This window comes from Akkermansia muciniphila (genome assembly GCF_900184965.1).
Lineage (GTDB): Bacteria > Verrucomicrobiota > Verrucomicrobiia > Verrucomicrobiales > Akkermansiaceae > Akkermansia > Akkermansia muciniphila_A.
In genome coordinates this window covers 120303-141787 of record NZ_FXYA01000204.1, presented here as the reverse complement: position 1 = coordinate 141787, position 21485 = coordinate 120303, and the positions used below count along the sequence as shown (strand labels likewise).

Below are 21485 nucleotides of genomic sequence, written 5' to 3'. Positions count from 1 at the left end.
TAAAAATGAGATGTCCTATAAAAATTTAGAATGACAATTTGAATTTTTATGGTATTATCATAATTGGGTCTAATGTCAGAAGAGAAGAAGTTTTGTTTTTTGAGTAATTATCGATTTATTAAAATGATATAATGAAAAAATATATTATATACTGTAGTATTGTTGTTGTTTCAGTATTTGCTTCTTTTCTATTTTTTGATAAATATTATAAGAAATCTCCTCTTCTAGGAGAGATCGACAATACATATGTCTTTAGCTATGATCCTCCTTTAATAATAGGAAATGTAGAGATTGAGGAATTGTCTAAATTTAATCAAACACTCGCTGATCAGTTTCCCGATCATCATGTCTATGCTACATACTGTGGAAAAGAATGTACCCTGACCGTAATAATTCTTTATGATTATGATACTGATTTTTCCTATACAGATAGAGAAAGACTGTGGAAACTAATATGTGAATGGCAAGACAGCTTGTGGCATAAACAGGATATGGAACAAATTAAATAAAATCTAATATTTTTCATTTTATTTAATTAATACATGAAAACTGTTTAATTTTATAAAAGTTCCTTCTGTTTATCGGAAGGAGCTTTTTTACATAAATGATGATTGCTTTGTTTTAATAGTTATTTTTTGTTGATTTTTATAAAGATATGTTTCCTGTCAAAGATATTGACCATTGTAAAAATGCTATGAATCTGCCAATAGTTTTGAGAAAATCCTTGACGAAGTAGCAGCAATATTGAAATCCTCAAGCAGAAACTTGATGTCCATGTTTTCATATATAAAGAATACGTTTTTTAGCAAAATATTATACTTTTTCTTGTTCCCGGTTGCATTATTTCCATCCTGCCGCCAAGGGATGACTACGGTGGCGCAGCCTCTGAAACCGGTATTTGTACGCGTAGTTAATCCTCCCCTGAAGTATCCGGAATTTCCCGAATCAAGAGAAAAAATAAAAAAATTGTCACAACAGCAGAGGCAGCAGTTGGCGGGCTATATCGTTCATTCTGCGAATTGGGAGCAAATGACCAGGAAAGAATTTGAACTGATCCGCAGCGGACGGGGCCAGGAAGGTTTGTCTATGGTGCACTGGGATTCAGATAGTTATTTTAACAGGATGACTGTTCCTTATATCCGTTCGTCGAGTAAGGATAAAGATATTTTATCCCTTCTTCAGAACAATGAAGACGGAGAAGTTATTTTGAGCAGAGCGAATCTTTTTGAACTGGCAGCGGAAAATTATATAGAACATTATCCTGATGATAAGAACGGATGGGACTTTTTATGGTTTTTTATGAATATGGAGGAAGATGAAATTCCTTTTGGTAGTATAATCAAAGAAACGATTATCAAAAGGAATCTCGATCGATTCGCCTATGGGAAGAAAATACTGGATATGATAGGCGATTCCTCTATCAGAAAGAATGATGGACGCTGCCTTTAGTTTTGGCGGGACTACCTGCAGGTGGCGGAGTGCGACTTGACCGGGGAAACGCCAGTACTTGTGCGCAGCTACCTCTGGGACTCCTCGGAACCTCAGGCCACGCGCGTCCTGGCCATGACGCGCTGGGAAGCGAACGGGACGCAGGTGAAGGAACATCTCTACTGCATGCACGACGCGATGAAGAACGTCACCTCCCTCTTCGGGGAGGCGCGCGGGCGCCGCGCCCTGTACGAATACCGGCCGTACGGAGGGCTGATCACGTCGGAAGGCAACATGGCGCAAGAGAACAAATTCCGCTTCTCGAGAGAATACATGGACGACGAGCTCAGCCTCATCTACTACAACTACCGGCATCTCAATCCGCGCGACGGCAGATGAATCAGCCGCGATCCCCATTAAGGAGGAAGGCGGCTGAAATTTGGTTGAGATGAGTCGAATAATACGAGCTATTATTCCCAGCGCCGGAGGACTGCCCCCTTGCTGGCATTCGTGGCAAGCTGGCGGTAACGGCTCAGCCAGGAGGAGGAAACCCTGTTATAGGTAGGTTTCCAATCCGCACGACGGCGTGCGATCTCCTCCTCGCTCAAACAGGCGTTCAGCGTGCGGTCCGGAATGGAATACTCAATCATATCCCCGTTCCTCAGCAGGCCGATCAGGCCGCCTTCCGCCGCTTCCGGGGAAATATGGCCAATACAAGCTCCGTGCGTGGCTCCGGAAAAACGGCCGTCCGTAATAAGCGCCACTTCCGCGCCAAGGCCCTGCCCCATAATATAGGAAGTGGGAGCCAGCATTTCCTGCATGCCGGGGCCGCCCTTGGGTCCTTCATTGCGTATGACAACCACATCGCCGGACTTCACCTTCCCGGCAAGGATGCCTTCGCAGGCCTCTTCCTGAGACTCGAAAATCACGGCGGGCCCGCGGAAACTCATCATATCCGGATGCACACCCGCCTTTTTCACCACAGCGCCCTCCTCGGCCAAATTGCCGAACAGAATCGCCAGGCCGCCATCACGGGAATATGCATTTTCCAGCGGATGAATCACGGTTTCATCCGCAATGTCGCACCCCTCCACCGTTTCACCCAGCGTCTTCCCGCTGACGGTCATGGCGTTCAGATGAAGAGCGCCGGGTATCCTGGCAATTTCATGAATGATGGCGCTCACTCCGCCCGCGCGCAAAACATCCTGCATGTGGAAGCGGGAGGAAGGAGCCACCTTGCAGATGTTGGGGGTTCGTCTGGAAATATCGTTGATGCGCTGAAGGTCATATTCCACGCCGGCTTCCCGGGCAATGGCCAGCGTATGGAGCACGGTATTGGAACTGCCGCCCATGGCCATATCAATAGCGAAAGCATTGTCAATAGCGTCACGGGTTACAATGTCTCGCGGCAGGGGGCCGTCCGCCTTCGCCATCTCCACGGCGCGGCGCGCGGTCTGCTTCCAGAACTCCTTTCGTTCCTCCGAAGTAGCCAGCAGGGAACCGTTGCCGGGAAGAGCCAGGCCAATCACCTCGCTCAAACAATTCATGGAATTGGCCGTAAACATGCCGGAGCAGGAACCGGCGCCGGGGCAGGCGCGGCATTCCAGGGAATGAAGTTCCTCCTCATTAATCTTGCCTGCTTTAAAGCGGGCGACAGCCTCAAACACGCTGTTCAGGTCCAGCACGGTGCCGTCCTCCGCCATGCCGGCGGCCATCGGACCGCCGCTGCAGAAAATAGTGGGAATATTGCAGCGAAGGGCGCCCATAATCATGCCGGGGACAATCTTGTCGCAATTAGGGATGCAGATCATGGCGTCAAACGCATGGGCGCTCAGCATCGTTTCTACGCTGTCCGCGATCAACTCACGGCTGGCCAGAGAAAACTTCATGCCGCCGTGGCCCATGGCAATGCCGTCACAAACGCCGGGGAGGTTGAATTCCACGGGAGTTCCTCCGGCCTTGCGCACCTCCTCCTTGATAAGGGCTGCCACCCTGTTCAGGTGAACATGGCCCGGAATCACTTCATTAAAGGAATTGCAAATGGCAATGAAAGGACGGCTTAAATCCTCATCCGTCATTCCGGTGGCACGCATCAAACTGCGGTGCGGCGCACGCTCGAACCCTGCTTTAACTCTATCGCTTCGCATAACAATACAACTGTTGCAATGCAAGTGTATCACATGACGCAGAGAAGAGAAGTTGAATCTGGGCCAGCCTTGCAAAACGAAAACGCCTCCGTTACAGTATGTTTGCATAAGAGAAGGCCTTCACTGACCGGAAACGCCTCCCGGACGGGGAAATGTGAACAAATCGTCACATCTAATATCGGGACACCGCCCTTTCTTTCATCGTAAAAACAGACATGGCAACCATTCTTATCGCTGAAGACGATCACGCCATTTCAGACCTTGTAGCCTATAACCTGGAACGTGCGGGCCATACGCCCCTGGCGGCCTATGACGGTCTGACCGCGCTGAAAGCGGCGCGCCGGGACAAGCCGGACCTGATCCTGCTGGACCAGATGATGCCGGGCATGGACGGGCATGGCGTACTGAGGGAATTACGCCGGGACAGCCGCACCCAGAATATTCCCGTCATCTTTCTGACTGCCAAGGCTCAGGCGGAAGACCGCATCCAGGGACTGGAACTGGGAGCGGACGACTATGTGACCAAACCGTTCAGCCCCAAGGAACTTGTTCTGCGCGTGGCCAGCGTGCTGAAACGGTGCGAGCGTACCCCCGGCAGCGTCATTGCGGAATACGGCCCCTTCACTTTTGACAAAAACGCCCTCAAATTCTATATCGACAAGGAGGAAGCAGACCTGACGGCCACGGAATTCAAGCTCATGATCCATATGGTTGAACGGGAAGGCCAAACCTTGAACCGCAATGACCTGCTCAGTTGCGTATGGGGGTACAGCCACCAGGCCCAGAGCCGTACGCTGGACACGCACATGAAGCGGCTGCGTCAGAAACTGGCTCCCTATGCAGACTGCATTGAAACCGTCCGCAGCATCGGCTACCGCTTTACCCTGCCGGGACGCCGCGTCCCGGAAGAAAAGGCTTAACGCTCCGGTTCCATGTCGGCCATCGACTACATCCTGACCATCCTTATTCTGGCCTCCCTGTACTTGAATTGGCATCTGGTTCAGGTATGCCGGTCCGCTATGAAAGCCCGGGAAAAAGCCTTGCGGGACGCCCAACGCCTGCTGAAGCGCGGGGAAGAAGCGCAGGAACAGGCTATCGCGGACAAACGGCGCTTCCTGGAAGCTTTGGGAGAGGCCTTCCTGCTCATCGGTCCATCCGGACATATCACGCTGGCTAACACGCTGGCCAAAGAACTCTTTCAGGAAGAAAAGCTGGAAGGACGCAAAGCGGGGGCGCTGGTCTGCAACCAGGAACTGCTGGGGCATGTTCAGGAAGCATTCGACACGGACGGTCCCGTCACCAAGGAATTCACGCTGAGCGCCGCCAATTCCCCCGGCGGAGTGCAAAACGGCATCACGGCATGGCATCTGGACAGCGCCATCACGGACGCCCCAATCAGAGAAAAGCGCATCCTGCTGCGCAACATCACGCAGAACTACCTCACCAACCAGATGCGCCGGGACTTCGTGGCAAACGCCTCCCACGAGCTGCGCACGCCCCTCACCATCATCGTGGGATATCTGGAAAACCTGATGGAGGACAATCTTGTGGAGGAAAGTCCCGGTCTGGCCCGCAAATTCATCGGAGTCATGCACCAGAACAGCCAGAGGCTAATGAACATTATTGAAGACATGCTCATGATCTCCAAACTCGAATCAGGCCACAAGGCAATTCTGAAAGAGCAGTGGTTCCGCCTCACCACCTGCGCGAATGATGTCTTCTCCCGCCTGGATTCCATCCGGGAGAAAAATCAGGCCGTCCTGCACATGGACATTCCCGTGGACTGGGAACTTTATGGAGACCCCTTTTACTGGGTGCAAATTCTGTTCAATTTGGTTGAAAATGCCCTCAAGCAAAACACGGAGCCGGGACTTTCCATTAGTGTGGCCGCCGCCAAAATACAGGATGCCTGCGTCATTACCGTCACGGACACGGGCGTGGGTATTCCCTCGGAAAGCATCCCCTTCCTCTTCAACCGCTTCTACCGGGTGGAAGCCCACCACTCCTCGGAAATCAAGGGAACGGGCCTGGGCCTCTCCATTGTAAAACGCGCCGTGGAAGCTCACGACGGAGCCATCACCGTCTCCAGCATCCCACACCGGAAAACCGTCTTTACCATCAGCATTCCCCTGAAACGATTCCGGGAAGAAAAGGCGGTATAAGACGCCGCTATGAAACAGCCTGACATGGTCTGCCTCTAAAACCGGGGAAAATACATCCTTGCCAAGCCGGAAAAATTGCCTGCGGGATATCCTCCTGTTTTTTCAACCCCTGTGTTATGGATGATGAGCGGGCTCCATTCTCCTTCATCAGCATTATCCCGGTCTTCCTTGAAAGGAAACAGCAATGAAAGACATCCGTTGTTTTAAGCTACCGTCCCCATCTATAACCTTGTTCAATTCCCGTGATGCATCAATCTGTGCACAGGTCTATCTCAGGTAAGCAAGAGCTAAAAAATGATACAAAAGCTGTGTCCATATAAAAAACGGCGTCCTTCCGTGATAAGGAGGACGCCGGGATTTTCCGGAAATCGGACAGACTGCCAGTTTGAGCAGCGAAGCGCACAAACCTTAGGACTTGTAACGCAAACGCTTCTTGTGACGGTTCTGACGCATGCGCTTGCTGCGCTTATGCTTGTTGATTTTTGCTTTACGGCGTTTTTTGAGCGATCCCATGATTGTGGTTCGTTTGTTGTTTTACTGTGGTGAGAAAAAATTTAGTAAACCAGCTTGTTAAGCGGGTATTCGATGATGCCTTCCGCCCCCAGGGCCTTGAGCTGGGGAATGATATCCCTCACGACGGATTCGTCAATGACCGTTTCCACGGCCAGCCAGCCTTCTTCCGCCAAATGGGAAATAGTGGGACGGCGCAGAGACGGCAGAGCCTCTACCAGGCCGTTCAGGGAGGCAGCAGGAAGGTTCATTTTCAGACCCACCTTCCGGCGCGCTTCCAGAGCGCCCTTGAGCATCATGACCAGGCGTTCCAGCTTCTGCTTCTTCCATTCATCCTGCATGGTTTCCCGGTTCGCGATAAACTGGGGATAGGAGGTCATCAGGGTGTCCACGATGCGGAGCTTGTTGGCCTTGATGGAACTTCCCGTTTCCGTGATGTCCACAATGGCGTCCACCAGTTCCGGCACTTTCACTTCCGTAGCGCCCCAGGAGAATTCCACATGGGCTTCAATGCCCTTTTCCTGAAGCCAGCGTTCCGTAATGCCCACGCCTTCCGTGGCGATGCGCTTGCCCTGAAGGTCTTCCGCGCAGGTTATGGGGGAATTTTCCGGGACTACCAGCACCCAGCGGGTAGGCTTGGAGGTGGCCTTGGAGTATTGAAGATCCGTCAGCACTTCCACGTCCGCCCTGTTTTCATAAATCCAGTCGCGTCCGGTAATGCCGCAGTCGATGAAACCGTCATTGACATAACGGCCTATTTCCTGGGCACGGATCAGGAAGAGCTCCAGATCGTCGTCGTCGCAGGTCGGGCGGTACCCGCGGCTGGACACATACACGTTGTAGCCGGCCTTGCGGAACAATTCCACGGTGGAATCCTGCAAACTGCCTTTGGGAAGAGCTATTTTGAGTTTCTTCGACATGATGGGACGGGAATGAAAACCCACACGGGCCTCATTGTCAAGTTTAGAACCGAATCCGGCCCATTTTACCGGGCCATGAGCCGTTCAATGTCATCAGGCAGCAAAGGAACGTCCCCAAGCAGATCGATGTTTTCCGTTTCCCCGATCAGAACATCGTTTTCCAAACGGATGCCTATGCCTTCCTCCGCAATATAGATGCCCGGCTCAACGGTGAAAACCATGCCCGGCAACACAACGGGGTTGGCTTCGCCCACATCGTGCACATCCAGCCCCAGGAAGTGGGAACACCCGTGCATGTAATATTTCCGGACAATGGGGGGATCGGACGGTTTTTCCGCCACCTGCGCGGGCGTGATGAGCCCCAGCTTGACGAGTTCTCCGGCGGCAAAAACGCGCACCAGGCGTTCGTACTCCGATTTCAGAATGCCGGGTCTCAGAATCTTTTTGGCGTAAGTCATCATATTCAGCACGCTTTCATATACAGCGCGCTGGCGGGGGGTGAACTTTCCGTTCACGGGAACGGTGCGAGTCATGTCGGAGTTGTAATTCCCGTATTCCGTGCCTATGTCCATGAGCACCAGATCGCCGTCTTCGCAACGCTTGTCGTTTTGGATATAATGCAGCACGCAGGTATCCTTTCCGGAAGCGATGATAGGCAGGAAGGAAAATTTGCGCGGGCCACGGCTGATGAATTCGTTGGCCAGAAATCCCTCAATCTGCCATTCGCCGACCCCCGGCCTGATGAACCGGAGCAGCTCCCGGAAGCCTTCATTGGTGATGTCGCATGCTTTTTTGAGAGCCTTGATTTCTTCCGGCTTTTTGATTTGCCGCATGTCCGCCAAGATCTCATAAACATTCTTCAAAACAGCGTCCGGGAATTTTTCCTTCAGCTCCTTGGTCATGCGGGCATTGCGCGTTTCCACCGGGCAGGTGCAGCGGGGATGCTGGTTGGCTTCCACAAAGACCATGGATGCGGACGGCACCAGGGCTTCCAGCAGCGCATCATATTCATCGGTCCAGCGCACGTCCTGAATGCCGCTCCGCTCTCTCGCCTGGTCCTGCGTGAGCCGGGCTCCTTCCCAGATGGCAATCTGTTCATTTGTCTCACGCAACAGCAGAATCTCATCCCAGCCGTCCTCCCGGATAGTCATGACCAGGACGGTTTCTTCTTGGTCAATTCCCGTGAGATAAAAGAGGTTGGCATTCTGATGCAGGGCAAAAGTGCCGTCCGCATTCGTAGGAAATACGTCGTTGGCATGCAGAATCAGCATACTGCCGGCAGGCAGGCGGGAAGCGAGTTCTTCACGGTTGCCGGCAAAAAAGGAAGAAGGAAGCGGCTCGTATCTCATACCAACAGCATGCCCCGCTTTTCCGGCTTGTCAATCATGCATCCGGACACGGGACAACCTTGCGCGTTCCTTTGCAGGCAGGAATTCTTCCGACCGCTCCGTTTTTGATTCTTCACCGTGCCTTTTTCCCGTCCCGGCTATTCTTACCCATTCGCCCGTTCCTTGCCGGAGCGCTCTTCCCGCTCATCATCCATGCCATTGAAGGAAGCACGGAGCCGCCCGGAATTGCCGGAGCCCCCGCCGGGAAAAATTCCTGGCGTCAATCGAATCATGTCTCGAACGCCAGCCTGCCGGATGCTGTCTTACCCTGCATGTGCGGTGCTATTACACGGCTATTCCTGGCTCTGGGAACAGGTTTGGTTTTTTCCTGTTCCAGTTCCCGGACAATGCCCGTTTCCCCCTTGATCACCCATTCTCTTCACGTGGACTCTAGGCAGAGTTGTTTTGAAGGCGTCTGGTACAATCCCTCGGAACAGGCCATCTGGAATTCTCCGAGGCTGAAAGTGTACGTAGCCCCCGTCAATATTGATTACATCAAGGCCGGATTCCCCAAGGAGGCCCCGGCGCTGGCGGCGCAATTCAGGGCGGAGCTGCAGAAAGACATCCGCAACGTGCTGGAAAATAAATCCAAACAGACAGGCGGAAGGATGAAATGGCAGCTGGTTGACCGCCCCGTTCCGGGAGCCGTAGCTCTCAACCTCGCCATCGTCAGGCTGAAACCTACGGACGTGGGCGGCAACATCATGTCCGATCTTGTTTCCCTGGTCTCCCCCCTTCCGGGAACCTCCCTGATCCTGGGACGCTTCATGAGCGGGGACGTAGGCATTGAGGGACGCCTGTCAAATACGAATACGGGCGCCGCCATCATGGAGTTCAAAGCCTACAACACGGACCCCATCACTCTGTTTTCCGTCAAGGAATTTGAACGTTTTGCCTTTGACCAACGGAACTTGCGGCTTTTTTCCAGCTGCATTGCCGATATTTTCAAGGCAGGCCCCGCCAGCAATATTCCCCAAACAGGGGAATTTGACCTGGACCCGTTTTAAACGGCCTTTCCGGACGATTCCTTTCCGTCTTTCTTTTCAGGTTCATAGAAAGCGCATTCCTGAACCGTCTGCCTGGTCTTGAAGGCATATGCAAAGAAAGCGGCGCCCACCAGCACGAGGAAAACGGAAAGGAACTGCCCGCGGGTCAATCCCATGGAGAAAGGAGAATCCGGTTCCCGGTACTCTTCGCAAATAATTCTGCCCGTGGCATAAAGAACGGCAAAAATTCCGCAGAACAGGCCATTCCACGCACGGGGGAACCTTACCCGCACAAACCACAGCACGGCAAAGAGAAGCACGCCTTCCGCAAACGCTTCATATAACTGGGAGGGATAGCGCGCATGGTCCTGCATCATCTGCCCCACGATTTCCCTGATGGCGGGCGTATCCCTTACCCGGTCGGCCACCCAGGCGGCAGTCATGCGTTCCGGCACGGCTACGCCGGAAAGGGACAGTTTGTCCAGCAATCCGGGCGTTTCATAAATGCGGGAAGCCACCCGGACAAACAAATCCGGATCCTGGGAAAGCTCCGCCGGGAAAATCATTCCCTGGGAAGAGCCGGGCGAAACAATGCGCCCGTACAGTTCCCCGTTGATAAAATTGGCTACGCGCCCGAAAAACAGCCCAACGGGAGCTACAATGGCCAGGCCGTCCAGAAGCGCCGCCCACTTGACGCGGTGCTTCCACGCATAATAAAACGTGTACAGCCCCACTCCAATCATCCCTCCGTGGCTGGCCATGCCCCCTTCCCACACCCTCAGGGCCATGAGCGGATCCGCCAGAAACTGGGACCAGCCGTGATTGGGAATCTGGTAAAAGAGCACATATCCCAGCCTTCCGCCGATCAGAACGCCAAAGATGGCCACGTAAGTGACAAAATCCGCCATCCTGTCCTGAGGAACAGGATACAGCTTCCGGCGGGAGAGCCAGGAAAGCAGATAGTATCCGCAGATGAAGCCCATTAAATAGGCCAGGCCATACCAGCGCAGGGCAATTGAGTCTGTTATCTGCCAGATGACAGGGTCCAAATCATGTACGTAAGCGGTCGGATTCATGAGCGTTTCTTTCAGGGCAGGTAACGGGTAAGGACTTCCACTGTCTCATGGTCCAGGGAACGGGCCAGAGCCACCGTCAGTTCCACTGCGGCACGGTAGTCCCGCAGATCCAGCACTCCGTTATGGGCATGGATGTACCGGGTGGGAATTCCCAGTACAATGGTGGGAACTCCCTTTCCGGAGAGATGCAGGGCCGCCGCATCCGTTCCGCCGGAACGGCGCACCGTCAACTGGAATGGAATGCCCGCATCCAAAGCCGTTTTTTCGGCCAGGGCAGCCAGCCGGGGGTTGGTGATGGCCGTGGGGTCAAACAGCCTGATCTGCACGCCTCCACCCAGAACTCCTTGCGCATCCCCTGCGGCAAACCCGGGGGTATCGTCTGCCGGCGGACCTTCCAGAACGATCACGCAATCCGGCTGCATGGCGACGCCGGCCGTCCTGGCGCCCCGCGTGCCCACTTCTTCCTGAACCGTAGCGGCGGCAATCAGAGTGTTGGGATGCCCTTCCCGGCATAATTCCTTAAATGCCTCTATCATCACAGAAAGGCCGGCGCGGTTGTCGAAGGCTTTCCCCATCACCCGGAACGGATTTTCCAAGGGGGAGAATTTCACGTCCGGCACCACGGGATCCCCCAGGTGAATGCCGAATTCATTCTTCACCTGTTCCGCGCTTTCCGCGCCCACGTCCACAAACAGGGCTTCCATGCTCATAACGCTGTTGCGCTGCCCTTCCGGCAGAAAATGGGGAGGTTTGGAACCAATTACTCCCAGGATGCCGCGACCCGAGCGGGTTTTTACCAGGACACGCTGGCTTAACAGGGTATGCGGCCACCAGCCGCCTATCCCCACCAACTGAAGGAAACCGTTCGACGTTATATTCTGCACCAGGAAGCCTATTTCATCCATGTGGGCGGCCAGCATCACGCGGGGACCGGACCCGCCGCCGGTGCAGAACAGGCTGCCGGAACCATCGGAAGAAAATTCCCCATATCCTTCAAGTTCCTGAACCACCATGTTCCGTACTTCATCCTCATGCCCAGAAATACCGTGGGCCTCTGAAAACTTTTTCAGCAGGTCAGAATCAATCGCCATGGGCCGAGCATGTGAAAACACTTCTGCCAGGTCAAGCCCGCAGCCATTACGCATGTTTTTTTCTTGACCACCCGGACAGAACCGCCGGAGGAAGCCGCGTCATGTTCCACCCCCGCCGCATGGAAAGAAACGAGAGATTTTTGCTAGCCACAGTTCGGTTTTTGGTGTAACTAATCAGGGAATCGAATTGTGCTATGAAATCCATCCTTAACACTATCACGGTCATGCTGGCTGCGGTGCTTTTCATCCCTGCGGCATCGGCGCAAATCACCAGCAATCCCAGAATGCAGGTGAGGGTCTCCCTGGGAAAGCTGTCCCTGTATATGCGCCAGTCCCCCAACGTCCTGACGCAGGACGACCCCCGGCCGCTGCCAAAACCGAAGAAATGGGCGGATTTTGAAATTCCCTTCAAGGTGGAAGCCGCGCCCATGCCCAAATCCGGCTATATTGACGCCCTGACGTTCAAATTCTACATTGCGGTAGTCAATCCGGACCGCGCGCGCCAGTACCTGAAACTGTATAAGGAAGTCAAATACGTCAATGTTCCGGTGGGAGACGACACATACGCTTCCGTGTACCTTTCCCCGTCCTCCGTCAGGCGCATTACCGGCGTGGAAGGGGGAAGAGGAAAATGGGTGAAGTACCAGGGCGTCGTGGTGGAATATAACGGCAAGATTGTCGCCACTTATTCCACCGAACGCGGCAAGATGGAGAAATGGTGGACCATCCAGTCCCCCAGCATCGTCGAAACCTCTTATTATCCCCTGCTGAACAAGGATGAAACGCCTTTCTCCGTGTTCTGGTACGACCGCTATCCGGAAATTATGAGACCCAATAGCCAGCAGGCGGCTTCCAGTTCTGCCCCTGCCCCGTTCGGAACTCCGGCAGAATCCCCGGCGGACGGAGAATAACGTTCCATTCATTTTTATCATTTCATCTTATTTAACAGAAAAATTCACCCATGGCTAATTCACGACAAATAGTCGCATTAAACGTAGGTTCCCAGAGAGTTTCAATGGGCGTCTTTTCCAGGGCTTCCAAAGACGGCCTTATCCTGGACCGCTATGCCACGCGCCTCGTAGTGCTGGATCCGTCAGCGGAAGGCCTGCGCCTGACAAAAATAGGGGAGGCCATCGCCGACCTCGTCCAGGAACTCAATGTCAAAGGAAGCGTCGTCAACTATTCCGTTTCCGGACAATCCGTTTTCATCCGTTTCGTCAAGCTTCCGGCCCTGGACGACACCGACGTGGAACAGCTCATCCGTTTTGAAGCCCAGCAGCACGTCCCCTTCCCGCTGGACGAAGTCGTGTGGGACTACCATCTGCTCCCCGCCAAGGGTCTGGAACGGGAAGCCGTCCTGGTTGCCATTAAGGCGGAGGACCTGGATTCCCTGAATGACGAAATCGTTTCCCACGGCCTTTCCACCGGCCAGGTGGACTGCGCGCTTACCTCTCTGTACAACGCGTATGTGGACAGTTATCCGGATGAAAAAGAGCCGGTCATGCTCATCGACATCGGCGCCAAATCCACGGATCTGATTTACAGTGAACAGGGCCGTTTCTTCACCCGCAGCATCTCCGCGGGGGGGATCTTCGTCACCTCCGCCATCGCCCGTGAATTCAACATCCCCTTCATGGAAGCGGAACGCCTGAAAACCACCAGCGGCCTCGTTTCCATGAGCAACGGGCAAACGGAAGGCCTGGATCCCGCCACGGCCAATCTGGCCACCGTCATCCGCACGGCCATGACCAGGCTGGCTTCAGAAATTCAGCGCACCACCAACCACTACCGCGCCCAGATGAGCGGAAGCGCTCCCGTCAAGGCATACCTGTGCGGCGGCGGAGCGTCCCTGCCCTACACCAAGGAATTCCTGGAAGACAAACTGGGCATTCCGATTTCCTTCTTCAACCCCATGCACAACGTGAGCGTGGGGGCCGGCGTGGACGTGAACGCCATCTCCAGAGAAGCTTTCATCCTGGGAGGATTGATCGGCACCGCCATCCACTCCATCGGGAGGGCTTCTCTCAATATTAACCTGGAACCGACCGCAGTCGCCAAGAAACGGGCCAACCAGAAAAAAATGCCCGCCATCATCGCCGGAGCCGCCATTGCCGTTCTCGGCGCCGCGGCCTATGCCGTCACAGGGTATATGGGCGAAAAAAAGGCGGAGGAAACCCTCGCCGGCGTCCAGCCCATCGTTACTTCCATCAAATCGGCACAATCCGCCCTGCGCCAGAAAGAACAGAAACTGAAAAAGCTGGACTCTGCCCTGGCCTCCTACCAGCAGCTTACGCTCCAGCGCTACGGCTACGCGGACATCATCAAGCATCTGCTGGAACAATCGGAACACAAGGATTATCCCTACTGGTTCACGGATTTTGAACCGCTGGCCCATTTCAATCCGGAGGACACCACCCAGATCACGGGCTACTCCGTCATCAAGGATTCCTTCACATCGGACAAAAATACATCCCTGGTGGATGATATCAGGACGGAGGCCTCCGCCAGCGCATCCGGCGAGGATGAAGCGACCGTTTACAGCGTCAATGCCATCCGCCTGACCGGATTCGTCCGCCGCAACCTGGGCGGCCAGAGAATCATCCAGAACCTTCAGGCAAAAATAGACGGGAACAAGGAATCCCTGTTCACCTTCAAGCCCGGAGACGTCAAGCTGGAAGCCCGCCAGATCATGGAACTGGGAGCCAAGGACGCCAAAGTAGACGCAGCGGCCGGAGCCTTTGTGCCTTTCAAGCTGGTGCTTCCGTTAAAAACGCCCATTCCCGTGAATTTTAACAAATAAGATTACCCAACCCGAACAAGACATATTTTATGAGCAATTGGATTACAGACAACAAGCCCGCCGCCATGGTCGCGGGCGTGGGGCTTCTCTTATTCCTGGGGTTATCCGCGACAGGGTACATCGTCAATTCCAAACGCAGTGAGCTGGACAAAAAAATCAGCATTGCCGCCAAGGAAATCAAGTCCGCCAATGCTGCGGAAATCACTCCGTGCCGTTCATCCAACGAGGATCTGGAAAAGGAACTGAACCGCTATGCCAAGGCGGTGAACAGCCTGGAAACGGCCTACAAGCCCTTCCTTGCCTCTTCCGCGCTGGTTCCCACCACGCCCACGGCGTTCCAGAATGAACTGAAAACATTCAGGGATTCCCTGATCTCCTCCTGCAAGAAAAAGAACATCCTCATCACGGACACCTCCAACTGGCTCGGCTTCCAGGTTTACAGCACCCAGGCGCCTTCCGTTCAGGCAGCCTCCACGCTGGGTTTTGAATTGAAAGCCATCAACAGCCTGGTCAACAAGCTGACGGAATGCGGCCTGTCCAAATTCATCAAGGTATACCGCCCCCAGCTCCCCATTGAAACCCCGGCGAACAATCCGGAAGAATCGGACGAAGCCGATCAGTCCCCATGGACTCCCATGCCTTTGGAAATCGCCTTCCAGGGCGACCGGGAAAGTGTATTGAACGCCATAAACGCCATAACCGGCATGCAGGACTATCTGTTCACGATCAACTCCATCCGGATCCGCAACGAACGGATGATGCCCCCACCCATCGCCAATCCGGCGGCCGCCAAGCCTGCCGCTGACCAACCTGCCACGGGTGCGGCTTCCCTGACTCCTGCGGATGAAGCGGCCGCACCTGCGGCGCCGGCCATCCAGCAAGTCATCAAGCCTTACATGGGCAAGGAGCAGATCTTTGTCCAGGTCTCCCTGAATCTGATCCACTTTAACCAGCCCAAGGCTCAGGAACCGTCCGAAGATTAACCACGGCAACCAACCGCAGCAAATACTTTCAACATGTCTGAAAAACAAAATTACGACAAAATCCTGTTGGCATCCGGAATCGTCCTGGGCCTGGGGGTGGCCGCCTATGGTACGCTGACCCTTATGGGACTGAATGACAAATACAAGTTCCCCATACAGATTTCCGAAAAAACCATTGAACCGCCTCCCGGCATCAGGAAAGCCGCGGAAGTAGGCCAGGAACTTTCCGCCTCCCACGAGCTCAAGCCGATTGCCCAGGAAACACAGAAGTATGTGGGCTTCGTAGCCCCCAATCTCTGGATTAAGGAGGGAGAAATGGAACCCTTTGACATCATCTCCGGCCCTCCTATCCATGGCAACATTCCGAACAAATGGTTCCTGGACAACGGACTGGAAAATGAATTCGTTTACTCGGACGTTCTGACCCGGGACCCTGACAACGACGGTTTCACGGTGGAGGAGGAATATGCGGCAAAAACCCATCCCAATGACCCGAACAGCCATCCGTCCCTGGTCAACAAGCTTTTTGTCGACGAAATCAAGCAGTTCGGTTTCTACCTGGCTTTCACCCAGGCGGACGGCAATGACTTTACTTTTAAGGGCATGAACCGCGCCAAACAGGAAATTTGGAAAAACATTGTCCAGACCAACGGCAAGTTCGGCGCCCGCAAGAATACAAAAGACGAACCCAGGTTCGAGCTTGTCAGCGTTGTTAAAAAGGAATTCAAAAATCCCAGCCTGGACATGGTGGAAACGGACGAGGAAGCCGTCGTCAAGGATTTGAAGCCGACCAAAAACGGACAAACCTACACCATCAGGCGCGGAACAAAATACGTCATTCCAATCATTGATAAGAAAGTAAACCTTACTATCACCGCCGGCCCTGAACGGGATACCAGCTTTGAAGTAGAGGAAGGTTCCGACTTCCGGATTCCGGGAGACGCCAAACAGCTCTACACGCTGAAAACCGTTGATAATGCTACACAGACCGTAACCATTGCCAACAAAGCTACTGGAGAACAAACAACACTGAGCAAGAAAAAATAGAGCCGGATTTAAACTTTTCTGAAAAAAAAGCTTCACAAATCCGAAAAACATGTAAAAAGAAGAACCTAACTATGGACCACGCACCACTTTATCAACCGAAGCGTTCCCTGATTGCGCTGATGGCCATTGCTGCCTCCTGCCCGTTTGCGCAGGCTGGTGATGGCGGCGCCGTCGGAACCTCCAGTGCCTTGGGTTCGTCCTACGCCGGACCTGGCAGTTACCAATACCAGTCCAGTGCAGCGCGCACAGCCATGGCCCGCCGCGAAGCGCAAACCCAGGAAGCCATGCAGCTCCTTGCGGAAGGCCGCAACCTGTACCGCGAAGGCAAGTACAAGGAAGCCCTGGACAAATACAACGCCGCTTACAACATGCTGCCTTCCGCGCCGATCAACGACCAGCGCAAGGAAGCCATCGCCAACCACATTGGCGACGCCAGCATCGCCGTTGCTCAGGAATACATCAAAGTGGGGCGCTATGACGAAGCTGACAAGCTTCTGCAGGATGCCATCAAACTCAATCCCCGGAGCGCCAAGCTTGCCAAGCAGACGCTCGAATACATGAAGGATCCGATTCGCACGAATCCGGCGCTCACCCCCGAACACGTGAAGAACGTGGAAAAGGTGAACACCCTCCTTCACATGGCCTATGGTTACTATGACCTTGGCGACTACGACAAAGCCATCGCCGAATTCAACAAAGTTCTCTCCATTGACCCGTACAACGTGGCGGCCCGCCGCGGACAGGAAACGGTTAACCGTCGCAGAATGGCTTACTATGCAGCCGCTTACGACGAAACCCGCAGCACCATGCTGGCGGAAGTGGACAAGATGTGGGAACGCCCCATCCCGATGGAAGTTCCGACCGGAGCCGACGGCACTGACAACGCGCCGATCACGGACATCAACGGCGCCACGGCCAATCTGATGAAGCTCAAGAGCATCATCATCCCCTCCGTCTCCTTTGAAGACACCACCGTGGAAGACGCCATTGACTATCTGCGCAAGAAGTCCATTGAACTGGACCGCACGGTAGGCCCGAACGGCGAACGCGGCATTAACTTTGTCATCAATGATTCCCAACCCGCCGCCGTCGCTCCCGCCGTTCCCGCGACTGATGAAGACGGCTTTGGCGAAGAAACCGCGGAAGTCACGGAAGCTGCTCCAGCCGCAACCCCGCAGGAAAGCATCCGCACCCGCAAAATCGGCCAGTTGAAACTGACCAATGTTCCCATGCTGGAAGTGCTCCGTTTCATCTGCAGCAATGCCGGCCTGCGCCAGAAGGTGGAAGACTATGCAGTAACCATCCTTCCTGCCGGCGGCAATGACGTGGATCTGTATCAGCGCACCTTCTCCGTGCCCCCGGGCTTCCAGTCCGCCCTCCGCACCACCGTCGGCGACGGCGGCGGCGAAGTCAGCGACGACCCCTTCGGCGGCGGTGGAGAAAGCTCCTCCGGCCTTAAGCCCATGCCCTCCATCCGCAGCCTGCTGCAAAAGAGCGGCATCAGCTTCCCGGAAGGCGCCACGGCATTCCTTGTCAATGGCAATTCCTCCCTGGTCGTCCGCAACACTTCCGGCAACCTGGATCTGATCGAACAGCTCATTGAAAACACCCGCGGCGAATCCCAGCAGGTGCGCATCATGACCAAGTTCGTGGAAGTCACACAGGAAAACACGGAAGAACTCGGCTTTGACTGGATTGTCACCCCGTTCTCCGTAAGCAATGACCGCAGCACCTTCCTGGGCGGCGGCACGAACTACGGCACCGGTTCCACTCCCGACAGCTTTACTCAGTCCCCCGGCGGCGTGACCGGCTGGCCTGTGAACAGCGGCGGCGATACCATCAACGGCCTCGTTACCGGCGGCAACCGCACGGGTGATTACGCCATCACCAAGAACTCCGTAGACAATCTGCTGAACAGCACCAACCGCTCTGAAGCCTCCCAGAAAAATGCCGCTCCCGGCATCATGTCCCTGACGGGCATTTATGACGAAGGCTCTTTCCAGATGCTGATGCGCGGCCTGTCCCAGAAGAAAGGGTCCGACGTTCTCACCGCTCCCAGCGTAACCGCCAAGTCCGGTGAAACCGCCAAGATTGAAATCATCCGCGAATTCTGGTATCCCACCGAATATGAACCGCCGGAACTTCCCAATTCCGTAGGCAATAATAACGGTTACAATAACAATGGTTACGGAAACAACGGCAACCTCGTGAACGGTCTGTTGGGCAATCAGATCCAACCCCAGATATCCAGCTTCCCTGTCACTCCCGCCACTCCCGGCGTGTTTGAAATGAAGCCCGTCGGCGTAACTCTGGAAGTGGTGCCTACCATCGGCGACAACAAGTACATCATCGACCTGAACTTCAAGCCCAGCATCGTGGAATTTGAAGGCTTCGTGAACTACGGCAGCCCGATCCAGTCCACCGGCGTTGGTTCCGACGGCAAGCCGATGTCCCTGACGCTGACGGAAAACCGCATCGAGCAGCCGATCTTCTCCAAGCGGTCCGTTGAAACGTCCCTGTTCATCTACGACGGCCACACCGTGGCAATCGGTGGTTTGATTACGGAAAACGTGCAGACGGTGGAAGACAAAGTGCCGATCTTCGGTGACCTGCCTCTCATCGGCCGCTTCTTCCGCAGCAACTCCGACAACCACATCAAGAAGAACCTGATGATCTTCGTAACGGGTCAGATCATTGACGCCACGGGCCAGCCCGTACGCGGCAATGCCCTTCCCACTGCGGCCGCTCCGGAAAGCGCTCTTCCCGCTTCCGAAGGCCTGCTGCCTCCCATGTAGGCTGCGTGCATAATGTCCATATTGGAGCGGGTGAAAGGGTAATCCTTTCACCCGCTCTTTATATCCCAAAAGCATCTTATCTTCCCCCATGAAAACCTTGGTTGTTACCGGAGGGATAGCCACCGGGAAATCTACATTCATCCGTCTGCTGATGGAGGCGGGAGACAAACGTCTGCGCCTGTTTGACTGTGATGCGGAAGCGGGCAGGTTGCTGGACGGCGGTACGCTGAAAGAGACACTCTCCGGCGTTTTCGGCCCAGACAGCGTTGACTCCCACGGAAAGGCTGACAGGCATTTTCTGCGGGAGCTTGTTTTCCGGAATCCGGAAAGCCGCAGAACGCTGGAAGGAATCATTCATCCCCTGCTGCATCAAGAATGTCTTGCGCAAATGCTGGCAGCGCGTCAGAATGCGGAGGTAGACGGGTTTGTCATTGACGTGCCCCTGTTTTTTGAAACATCGGCGCGCTATTGCCAAGATGCCGTGTGCGTGGTGGCTGTTTCCAGGGAAACGCAGAAAACCCGCCTGGCTCTCAGGAATGGATTCCGGGAGGATATGATTGAAGCCATTCTGGCGGCCCAGCGCCCCATAATGGAAAAAGTGGCTGCGGCCGACTTCGTCATCTGGAATGAAGGCCCCCCGGACCTGCTCCGCAAGCAAACCCAAAGACTCTACCAACATTTTTTTCATGACTGAAGAACTCGACAATACTCCTTCCCCCGCCGGGGATCTTCCGCAGGAAGCTCACCCCAAGCCCCTCCCCGCTCCGGAAGAAACAGCCGGGGAACAGCCGGCTGCCGCCCCGGAGGAAAACAGTGGAACCGCAGTCCGGGAGGAAGAAGCGGCAGCTCCTGTTCTGGAGCAGATTGATATCAATGAACTGCGGAAACGCCCTCTGAACGATCTCCAGGAAATGGCGGAAGGGCTGCCCATCCGGAACGCGGCTTCCCTCACCAAGTCCCAGTTAATTTTTGAATTGGGAAAACAGCTCCTGGCAAAGGGACATGAAGTCGTGGTTTCCGGGGTCATGGAACAAGCCAAAGATAATTACGCCATGCTGAGGGATCCGGTTAAAAGCTTCCGCACCTCTCCGGATGATATTTACCTGGGCGGCAACCTCATCAAACCGCTGCATCTCCGCGTAGGCCAGCAGATCAAAGTCAGGCTGCGCAAATTGCGGCCCCATGACAAGTACCTTTCCGCCTCCTCCGTCATCAGCGTGGAAGGCATCCCTGCGGAAGATTACCGGGCGCGCAGCGATTTTGAACGCCTCACCCCCCTTTTCCCCAAGGAACGCCTTCTTCTGGAAAACAAGGGGGTCAATTCCGCCGCCATGCGCGTGCTGGATCTCATGACGCCCTTCGGCAAAGGGCAGCGCGGCCTGATTGTGGCCCCCCCGCGCGGCGGGAAAACCGTTCTTCTGAAAACAATCGCCCGTTCCATCAGAGCCAACTACCCGGAAGTGGAACTGATTGTGCTGTTGCTGGACGAACGCCCGGAGGAAGTAACGGATTTTGAAGAAACCGTGGACGCTCCGGTATACGCCTCCACCTTTGACGAACCTTCCCGGCGCCATGCCCAGGTTTCCGACCTGGTTATCGAACGCGCCAAACGTCTGGTGGAAATGGGCAAAGACGTCGTCATCCTGCTGGATTCCCTCACCCGGCTGGCCCGCGGCTACAATGCCAACCAGACGGGGGGACGCATCATGTCCGGCGGCCTGGGGGCCAATGCGTTGGAAAAACCGCGCAAATTCTTTTCCGCGGCGCGCAATGTGGAAGAAGGCGGCAGCCTGACCATCATCGCCACATGCCTGGTGGATACGGAATCAAGAATGGATGAAGTGATTTTTGAAGAATTCAAGGGAACGGGCAATCTGGAAATCCGCCTGGACCGGGAACTTTCCGAACGGCGCATTTATCCGGCCATTTCCCTTTCCCAGAGCGGCACCCGCAATGACGACAGGCTGTATAACGAACAGGAGTTCGTCAAAATCATGCAATTGCGCCGTCAGCTCGCCATGAAACCGGGCTGGGAAGGCCTTCAGGCCCTCCTGCAAAATATCTCCAAGACCCAGAATAACGCGGAACTTCTGTTGACGGGGCTGCGGTAGGATTTTCTGTCCGGCCTGCTTTTCACCGCCTCCGTTCCGCT

The 21485-nt window shown here is 54.6% G+C and carries 19 protein-coding genes; 13 read left to right on the top strand and 6 right to left on the bottom strand.

The genetic code is table 11. The annotated features are described in order from the left end of the window. The first annotated feature begins 131 nt into the window (after positions 1-131). The 3 genes from CI070_RS13140 to CI070_RS08630 all read left to right on the top strand — a co-directional run bounded on the left by CI070_RS13140 (position 132) and on the right by CI070_RS08630 (position 1827). Complete coding sequence (locus tag CI070_RS13140) at positions 132-509, top strand: hypothetical protein (RefSeq protein ID WP_143245731.1); 378 nt, start codon at positions 132-134, stop codon at positions 507-509. A 355-nt stretch (positions 510-864) separates the two neighbouring features. Next, positions 865-1449 (top strand): hypothetical protein, encoded by a 585-nt coding sequence (locus tag CI070_RS08635; RefSeq protein ID WP_143246906.1) that lies wholly within the window; start codon positions 865-867, stop codon positions 1447-1449. Positions 1450-1470: 21 nt separating this feature from the next. Next, positions 1471-1827, top strand: a complete 357-nt coding sequence (locus tag CI070_RS08630) for a hypothetical protein (protein ID WP_143246905.1) — start codon at positions 1471-1473, stop codon at positions 1825-1827. Between the two features lie 71 nt (positions 1828-1898). Here CI070_RS08630 and ilvD read toward each other — a convergent pair whose 3' ends face one another. After that, the gene (gene ilvD / locus CI070_RS08625) at positions 1899-3575 is read right to left on the bottom strand and encodes a dihydroxy-acid dehydratase (protein WP_094137372.1); all 1677 of its coding nucleotides are present in this window, start codon (positions 3573-3575) and stop codon (positions 1899-1901) included. Between the two features lie 215 nt (positions 3576-3790). Here ilvD and CI070_RS08620 point away from each other — a divergent pair, with 215 nt between their 5' ends. Together CI070_RS08620 and CI070_RS08615 are read left to right on the top strand one after the other, a co-directional pair. Further along, positions 3791-4495: a response regulator transcription factor gene (locus CI070_RS08620; RefSeq protein ID WP_094137371.1), complete on the top strand. Its 705-nt coding sequence runs from the start codon at positions 3791-3793 to the stop codon at positions 4493-4495. A gap of 12 nt (positions 4496-4507) precedes the next feature. Continuing rightward, on the top strand, positions 4508-5737 hold the full coding sequence (locus CI070_RS08615; protein ID WP_094137370.1) for a sensor histidine kinase: 1230 nt from the start codon (positions 4508-4510) through the stop codon (positions 5735-5737). A gap of 408 nt (positions 5738-6145) precedes the next feature. Here the strand turns inward: CI070_RS08615 and CI070_RS08610 are convergent, their stop codons facing one another. From CI070_RS08610 to CI070_RS08600, 3 genes are all read right to left on the bottom strand, one after another. Further along, positions 6146-6250: a hypothetical protein gene (locus CI070_RS08610; protein ID WP_012420149.1), complete on the bottom strand. Its 105-nt coding sequence runs from the start codon at positions 6248-6250 to the stop codon at positions 6146-6148. 41 nt (positions 6251-6291) lie between these two features. After that, entirely contained in the window at positions 6292-7167 is an 876-nt protein-coding gene (hisG, locus tag CI070_RS08605; protein ID WP_012420148.1) for an ATP phosphoribosyltransferase, read from the bottom strand. 65 nt (positions 7168-7232) lie between these two features. Continuing rightward, positions 7233-8516, bottom strand: a complete 1284-nt coding sequence (locus tag CI070_RS08600; RefSeq protein ID WP_094137369.1) for an aminopeptidase P N-terminal domain-containing protein — start codon at positions 8514-8516, stop codon at positions 7233-7235. Between the two features lie 401 nt (positions 8517-8917). Here CI070_RS08600 and CI070_RS08595 point away from each other — a divergent pair, with 401 nt between their 5' ends. Then, on the top strand, positions 8918-9562 hold the full coding sequence (locus CI070_RS08595) for a hypothetical protein (protein WP_179218567.1): 645 nt from the start codon (positions 8918-8920) through the stop codon (positions 9560-9562). Here the strand turns inward: CI070_RS08595 and lgt are convergent. Further along, positions 9559-10617 carry a prolipoprotein diacylglyceryl transferase gene (gene lgt, locus CI070_RS08590; RefSeq protein ID WP_094137367.1) on the bottom strand — a complete coding sequence of 353 codons (1059 nt, stop codon included), beginning with the start codon at positions 10615-10617 and terminating at the stop codon, positions 9559-9561. The two genes, CI070_RS08595 and lgt, sit on opposite strands and share 4 nt — an antisense overlap. An 11-nt stretch (positions 10618-10628) precedes the next feature. Continuing rightward, positions 10629-11708 carry a M42 family metallopeptidase gene (locus CI070_RS08585; RefSeq protein WP_094137366.1) on the bottom strand — a complete coding sequence of 360 codons (1080 nt, stop codon included), beginning with the start codon at positions 11706-11708 and terminating at the stop codon, positions 10629-10631. A gap of 194 nt (positions 11709-11902) precedes the next feature. Between CI070_RS08585 and CI070_RS08580 the strand changes: the two genes are divergently transcribed. The 7 genes from CI070_RS08580 (at position 11903) to rho (ending at position 21444) form a co-directional block, all read left to right on the top strand. After that, a complete protein-coding gene (locus CI070_RS08580; RefSeq protein ID WP_094137365.1) occupies positions 11903-12619 on the top strand; it encodes an Amuc_1102 family pilus-like protein in 717 nt (238 codons plus the stop codon). A 50-nt stretch (positions 12620-12669) separates the two neighbouring features. Then, positions 12670-14508 (top strand): Amuc_1101 family PilM-like pilus complex protein, encoded by a 1839-nt coding sequence (locus tag CI070_RS08575; RefSeq protein WP_094137364.1) that lies wholly within the window; start codon positions 12670-12672, stop codon positions 14506-14508. Between the two features lie 29 nt (positions 14509-14537). Next, on the top strand, positions 14538-15491 hold the full coding sequence (locus CI070_RS08570; protein WP_094137363.1) for an Amuc_1100 family pilus-like protein: 954 nt from the start codon (positions 14538-14540) through the stop codon (positions 15489-15491). A gap of 33 nt (positions 15492-15524) precedes the next feature. Beyond that, positions 15525-16538, top strand: a complete 1014-nt coding sequence (locus CI070_RS08565; protein ID WP_094137362.1) for an Amuc_1099 family pilus-like system protein — start codon at positions 15525-15527, stop codon at positions 16536-16538. A 71-nt stretch (positions 16539-16609) separates the two neighbouring features. Beyond that, on the top strand, positions 16610-19333 hold the full coding sequence (locus CI070_RS08560) for an Amuc_1098 family type IV pilus outer membrane protein (RefSeq protein ID WP_094137361.1): 2724 nt from the start codon (positions 16610-16612) through the stop codon (positions 19331-19333). Between the two features lie 88 nt (positions 19334-19421). Continuing rightward, positions 19422-20027 (top strand): dephospho-CoA kinase, encoded by a 606-nt coding sequence (gene coaE, locus CI070_RS08555; RefSeq protein ID WP_094137360.1) that lies wholly within the window; start codon positions 19422-19424, stop codon positions 20025-20027. Further along, a complete protein-coding gene (gene rho / locus CI070_RS08550; protein WP_094137359.1) occupies positions 20020-21444 on the top strand; it encodes a transcription termination factor Rho in 1425 nt (474 codons plus the stop codon). Before coaE ends, rho begins: the two co-directional genes overlap by 8 nt. Positions 21445-21485 lie beyond the last annotated feature (41 nt).

Bases quoted from the DNA above. Each gene is read 5' to 3' on its own strand.
- CI070_RS13140 (WP_143245731.1), top strand. From the start codon at position 132: ATGAAAAAATATATTATATACTGTAGTATTGTTGTTGTTTCAGTATTT.
- CI070_RS08635 (WP_143246906.1), top strand. From the start codon at position 865: ATGACTACGGTGGCGCAGCCTCTGAAACCGGTATTTGTACGCGTAGTT.
- ilvD (WP_094137372.1), bottom strand. From the start codon at position 3,575: ATGCGAAGCGATAGAGTTAAAGCAGGGTTCGAGCGTGCGCCGCACCGC.
- CI070_RS08620 (WP_094137371.1), top strand. From the start codon at position 3,791: ATGGCAACCATTCTTATCGCTGAAGACGATCACGCCATTTCAGACCTT.
- CI070_RS08615 (WP_094137370.1), top strand. From the start codon at position 4,508: ATGTCGGCCATCGACTACATCCTGACCATCCTTATTCTGGCCTCCCTG.
- CI070_RS08610 (WP_012420149.1), bottom strand. From the start codon at position 6,250: ATGGGATCGCTCAAAAAACGCCGTAAAGCAAAAATCAACAAGCATAAG.
- hisG (WP_012420148.1), bottom strand. From the start codon at position 7,167: ATGTCGAAGAAACTCAAAATAGCTCTTCCCAAAGGCAGTTTGCAGGAT.
- CI070_RS08600 (WP_094137369.1), bottom strand. From the start codon at position 8,516: ATGAGATACGAGCCGCTTCCTTCTTCCTTTTTTGCCGGCAACCGTGAA.
- lgt (WP_094137367.1), bottom strand. From the start codon at position 10,617: ATGAATCCGACCGCTTACGTACATGATTTGGACCCTGTCATCTGGCAG.
- CI070_RS08585 (WP_094137366.1), bottom strand. From the start codon at position 11,708: ATGGCGATTGATTCTGACCTGCTGAAAAAGTTTTCAGAGGCCCACGGT.
- CI070_RS08580 (WP_094137365.1), top strand. From the start codon at position 11,903: ATGAAATCCATCCTTAACACTATCACGGTCATGCTGGCTGCGGTGCTT.
- CI070_RS08575 (WP_094137364.1), top strand. From the start codon at position 12,670: ATGGCTAATTCACGACAAATAGTCGCATTAAACGTAGGTTCCCAGAGA.
- CI070_RS08570 (WP_094137363.1), top strand. From the start codon at position 14,538: ATGAGCAATTGGATTACAGACAACAAGCCCGCCGCCATGGTCGCGGGC.
- CI070_RS08565 (WP_094137362.1), top strand. From the start codon at position 15,525: ATGTCTGAAAAACAAAATTACGACAAAATCCTGTTGGCATCCGGAATC.
- CI070_RS08560 (WP_094137361.1), top strand. From the start codon at position 16,610: ATGGACCACGCACCACTTTATCAACCGAAGCGTTCCCTGATTGCGCTG.
- coaE (WP_094137360.1), top strand. From the start codon at position 19,422: ATGAAAACCTTGGTTGTTACCGGAGGGATAGCCACCGGGAAATCTACA.
- rho (WP_094137359.1), top strand. From the start codon at position 20,020: ATGACTGAAGAACTCGACAATACTCCTTCCCCCGCCGGGGATCTTCCG.